The organism is Frankia sp. CeRuru1 (genome assembly GCF_977966315.1).
In genome coordinates this window covers 1-5,174 of sequence record NZ_CDWWEW010000360.1, presented here as the reverse complement: position 1 = coordinate 5,174, position 5,174 = coordinate 1, and the positions used below count along the sequence as shown (strand labels likewise).

The 5,174-nt window shown below is 69.1% G+C and carries 6 protein-coding genes; 5 read left to right on the top strand and 1 reads right to left on the bottom strand.

The features are described 5' to 3' along the window. Window positions 1-876 (top strand): alpha/beta fold hydrolase (locus AC08OP_RS20305; protein ID WP_476615631.1); only part of this gene is annotated, 876 nt, incomplete at its 5' end. 82 nt (window positions 877-958) lie between these two features. Then, window positions 959-1,120 (top strand): hypothetical protein, encoded by a 162-nt coding sequence (locus AC08OP_RS20300; RefSeq protein ID WP_476615630.1) that lies wholly within the window; start codon window positions 959-961, stop codon window positions 1,118-1,120. Here the strand turns inward: AC08OP_RS20300 and AC08OP_RS20295 are convergent. Next, window positions 1,073-1,471 (bottom strand): restriction endonuclease subunit S, encoded by a 399-nt coding sequence (locus AC08OP_RS20295; protein ID WP_476615632.1) that lies wholly within the window; start codon window positions 1,469-1,471, stop codon window positions 1,073-1,075. The two genes, AC08OP_RS20300 and AC08OP_RS20295, sit on opposite strands and share 48 nt — an antisense overlap. A 212-nt stretch (window positions 1,472-1,683) precedes the next feature. On the opposite strand from AC08OP_RS20295, the gene AC08OP_RS20290 reads away from it, so the two are divergent. The 3 genes from AC08OP_RS20290 to AC08OP_RS20280 form a co-directional block, all read left to right on the top strand. After that, on the top strand, window positions 1,684-2,325 hold the full coding sequence (locus tag AC08OP_RS20290) for a hypothetical protein (RefSeq protein ID WP_476615629.1): 642 nt from the start codon (window positions 1,684-1,686) through the stop codon (window positions 2,323-2,325). Between the two features lie 595 nt (window positions 2,326-2,920). Then, entirely contained in the window at window positions 2,921-3,967 is a 1,047-nt protein-coding gene (locus AC08OP_RS20285; protein WP_476615628.1) for an aldo/keto reductase, read from the top strand. A 201-nt stretch (window positions 3,968-4,168) separates the two neighbouring features. Beyond that, window positions 4,169-5,174: ATP-binding cassette domain-containing protein (locus AC08OP_RS20280; RefSeq protein WP_476615627.1), on the top strand; the 1,006-nt coding region annotated here is incomplete at its 3' end.

Here is a 5,174-nt window from a genome sequence, read left to right as displayed (position 1 = left end):
CCCCCGCCGGAGATTCCCCGGCCACCGGTTCCCCCGCCCCTGGACCACCTCCGGGCGGACGACCGTCCCCCGAACGAGGCACGGGCCCAGGATGAGACGCGGACCACGACGTCCGACGGCAGCCCGGGGACGGTCCGCGGCGGGCGTGACGATATCCCGGTCCTGCTGCTCCACGGGATCGCCGGCACCACGGCGGGCTGGGCCGCGGTGGCTCCGGAGCTCGCCGCGTCCCGCCGTGTGATCACCTACGACCAGCGAGGGCATGGCGCGAGTGGCTGGGCCACGACGGGCCGGGCGGGTTACAGCTTTGATCAGCTGGTGGCGGACCTCGCGACGGTGGTCGACGTGCTCGGGCTGCCCGCCGTCCACCTGATCGGCCACTCGATGGGCGGGGTGGTGGCGCTGCGCTACACGCTCGACCATCCGGGACGGGTGCGGTCCCTGGTTCTCGCTGACACCGCCGCCGCTCCCGCCACGGGCACGGGCGGGATTACGAAGCGGGTCGTGTCCGTCCTGCTGGCGGGGGCTGCGGCGATCGCAACGGCCGTCCACGCCGGCCGGAACCGCGCGGTGGCGGGGCTCGGCCAGATGGATCCGAACGCGATCGTCGCGCTCTGGCGGGACCTGAGCAGCTATCCGTCCCTCACGGAACGGTTGGGCGAGATCGGCGCCCCGACCACCGTCATCGTTGGTGAACGGGACTTCAGTCTTCGTGACGCCGCCGAGACGCTCGCCCGATCCGTGCCGGACGCCCATCTCGCGGTGATCGCCGGTGCCGACCACAATCCACACGCAAGCCGCCCGATCGCCTGGCTGACCGCCGTGGAGGATCATCTCACCCGCGCCGACCAGATATCCACCGATCTCATTCGCTGATGTCACCCAGCGTCCTATCCCCGAGGAGGCTGTCACCACCCCGTCCGGCCCAAACCTGCTGTACACCGCCCAGCACACCGTGATGAACCACCGCATCCTGGTCAATGCGGAGATCGGCCCGCATCACCGCGCGGGCGACAGCGCGGACCACCTCGGTCGGCGGCTCACCCTGATTGATGCCGACCCGGTCATAACGTCACTTGATGCACCACGTTCCCGCTCGCTGTCGCCGCTCTCCAGATGACGGCGGCCCGTCCCGCAGGATCACATCACTCACGAGCAGGGCAAGAAGCGAATCACGCACACCCGCACCGGCCCGACTGATGCGGTCATGAACCGCGGACTGGCCATCCCAGACACTGAGAATTCCTGCGATTCTCTCCTGTATCGACCGTGGTGGTAGGAGGAGCGGCATCGCTCGCATGGTCCCGGAGTTCAGCGTGGGTACCGCCGACCCGCTGGCGTTACGGAGGGTCCAACCACGAACCACGGGATGCCCAAGGTAATAGAGGAGATACCGAGATTCGATCGCCTGGTACGGGCGGAGGCGAAGACATGCCGTCCCGAATAGCCAGCCGCGATGATCATCGGTGATCGGCGCCTGGCAGCCGAAAGGATCATGTCATGAAAAATCAACCGCGTCACCGGGATTATCACCGCCCGACGACGACCGGGGCGGTGGGTACCGCGTGGTGAACCGGGCTGGGCTGGGCTGGGCCGGCGCCGCGGACGTCGGCCCGGGCACCGGCCGCGCCGGCATGGGATGATCTCGCCGTCCACCCGGCTGGAAACGGTGAGGGGAGCAGGTTGACGGCGGTATTCCTGAAGATCGCGATCGGGCTCGCGACCAGCGTCCTCAGCGGTGGATCGGTCCGGCTCTGGCAGCGGGCGAAGAACATTCGTGCCCTGCGTCGCGAGGCGGAGTTCTTCGGCCTGGAGGCCGGCGGCACATGCCTCGTTATCATGAACAACACGTGGGACGCGCCCGGAAGTGTCAGCCGTCACGACGTCCATGCGATGATCGAGGTCGCCACGCTCGCCGGCGAGCTCGGCTGCCCGATCTCCGTGCACTCGTGCGACGAGTTCTACGACATCAACGGCGACCGCACGGAGTTCTGCCTCGGCGGCCCCGAGTCGAACCCTCGCACCGGCGGCCACCTGGCCACGCACCTGCCGGGCGTCGCCGTCCGTCCCATCGCACCGGGCCAACCCGATTCCGGGGCCTTCGTTGTCGGCGAGCGGAGTTTCCTTCTGGAGAAAGGCCGCCGAGAACACGCGCTCGTCGCCAGGTTCACGCCTCCCGGTTCAACCAGGCCGGTCATCCTCATCTGCGGCCAGACCGCGGTCACCAACCGGGCTGCGGTATACGGGGCGGGGTCAAGCAGAAATACCGTGACCTGGCGAGAACCATCGCCTCCGTCGATCGATTCTGCATCATTTTCAAAATAGAATTGAGCAGTACCTACGGCTATCAGGCGGTGAGGCTGGATAGCGACGTGACCGTTGCCGCATTCACCGATCACTGATGCGATCAAGGCCGTCGCGGTCGCGCGGGTGCCGGCGAGACAGATGCCGGAAAGATCGGGGGACATAGTCACGCTCCGCGGGCCGAAAAGCGTGCCAACGTCCCCCGAAGTCCCGGCGAGGATCATGGCCGGCTTGTCGAGGAACTGCTCGGCGAAAGCACCTGGATACCCGCGCTCCTGATCGCGGCGGCGACGGTCCGCCCGCGGACCCGGTCGGGCCATGCCGGCCGACCGGTTGACTTCGAGTGCGCTCCCACCGCTATGGTCGGCGTGGGGCTGGTTTCCTCCCTCGTCCGCAGGTGGGGGATTCCCGGACCTCGCGGGCCGGGTTCCTGCTTCTTTTCCCGACGGGAGGTTCCAACGGATGCGTCACCGACTACCGTCGGTTCGGTCTCCCTCCATCTCCACAGGATCTCCACAGGCGAGCACGGCTCGTCTTCTATCCGGTCTGATGCGAAAGGGGGTGAGCGGCGTTTCCTCCTCCGCGTGAACGCGGAGGTCTCCACGCCGCACATACCATGAAGTACCGCAAACTCGCCCGGACCGGCGTCGAGGTCAGCACCCAGTGTCTCGGCGCCATGATGTTCGGCGCGTCCGGCAACACCGACCACGACGAATGCGAACGCATCATCCATCGGGCCCTCGACGCCGGCATCAACTTCATCGACACCGCCGACATCTACTCTCAGGGTGAGAGCGAGGAGATCGTCGGCCGGGCCATCAAGACCCGCCGCGACGACATCGTCCTTGCCACGAAGTGCTTCAGCCCCATGGGCGACGAGCGCAACTCCCACGGCGGCTCGCGGCGCTGGATCATCCGCGCCGTTGAGGATAGCCTGCGCCGCCTCGGCACCGACTACATCGACCTCTACCAGGTCCACCGCCACGACTGGGACACCGACCTCGAGGACACCCTCGGCGCCCTGTCCGACCTCGTCCACGCCGGCAAGGTCCGCTACCTCGGCTCTTCCTCCTTCCCCGCCGACTGGATCGTCGAGGCCCAGTGGGCCGCCCGGCGCCGTAACAGCGAACGGTTCGTCTGCGAACAGCCCCAGTACTCCATCTTCGCCCGCTCCATCGAAGAAGCCGTCCTGCCCGCCGCCCAACGCCACACCATCGGCATCATCCCCTGGAGCCCGCTAGCCGGCGGCTGGCTCACCGGCAAGTACCGGCGCGGCGAGCAGGCTCCGGCCGGATCGCGCTACTCGCCCCAGGGCTTGCTCGGCCGCCGCCAGAGTCAGGCACTCTCCGAGGACCCGAACGCGCCCGCCCGCTTCACCGCGCTGGAGGAGCTGACCACCGTCGCCGAGCAGGCCGGCGTGTCCCTCACTCACCTCGCGCTGGCCTTCGTCGACAGCCACCCCGCCGTCACCTCGGCCATCATCGGGCCCAAGACGCTCGCTCAGCTCGACGACGTCCTCCCGGCGGCCGAGATCACCCTCGACCAGGCGACGCTCGACGCGATCGACGAGATCGTCACCCCCGGCACCGACATCGCCGGTACCAGCCACTACAGCGGTAACCCGGCACTGCAGCCGGCATCCCGCCGCCGGACGGCCCACTGACGGACGGACCGCTGACGGACGGACCGCTGACGAACCACTGACGGCCCACTGACGAACCACTGACGGATGGACCCACCGGCGTCAGCGTTCCGTCAGTGGGCCGTCGCCACGACGCCTAGGCGGTCACCGCCGTCCCCCCAGGGTGGCCAAAGTGTCAGTGGTAGCCGGCATGCTGATCCCATGACGGACAACGCTGATCCCATGACGGACAGACGAGAACCTCCCACCCCCGCGATCGTCTCCGACGGGCTCGTCAAGCGCTACGGCGAGACGACGGCGCTGGCGGGCGTCGACCTGACGGTGCCGGCCGGCACCGTCTTCGGTCTGCTGGGCCCGAACGGCGCGGGCAAGACCACGATCGTGCGGATCCTCGCGACCCTGGTGCGCCCGGATGCCGGCACCGCCCTCGTCGGCGGCTACGACGTGCTGCACGACAGTCACCGTGTGCGCCAGCTCATTGGGCTGACCGGCCAGTACGCCTCCGTCGACGAGATGCTCACCGGCACCGAGAACCTCGTGATGATCGGCCGGCTGCTCGGCCTGCCGCGGTCCGCAGCCAAGGCGCGGGCCCGGGAGCTGCTCGCTGACTTCCGTCTGGACGACGCGGCGAACCGCTCTGCGAAGACCTACTCCGGTGGCATGCGCCGGCGACTCGACCTGGCCGCGAGCCTGGTGGGGCGCCCGCGCCTGCTGTTCCTCGACGAGCCGACGACCGGCTTGGATCCGCGCAGCCGCAACGAGATGTGGGACATCGTCCGCGACCTCGTGGGCGGCCAGGGCGTCACGGTGCTGCTCACCACCCAGTATCTGGAGGAAGCCGACCAGCTCGCGGACGAGATCGCGGTCGTCGACCACGGCCGGGTCATCGCGCAGGGCACGCCGGACCAGCTGAAGAACCGGGCCGGCGGCCAGACCCTCGAGGTCCGCCCGCTCGACGCCGCAGACGTGGCGCTGGTGGCAACCACCGTCGCGGAGGTGGTCGGCGCGGCCCCGGCGGTGGCGGGCACGCTCGTCAGCGTCCGGGTCACCGACCCCGCCGTGCTGCCCGCGGTCGTCCGTCGGCTCGACGACGCCGGGGTGAGGGTGGGCGAGCTGGCCATGCGCGGCTCCAGCCTCGACGAGGTCTTCCTGTCCCTGACCGGCCACCCGGCCACCGCCTCCGGCCAGGCCGCCACCACAACCGACACGGCCGCGAAGATCCCCGCGG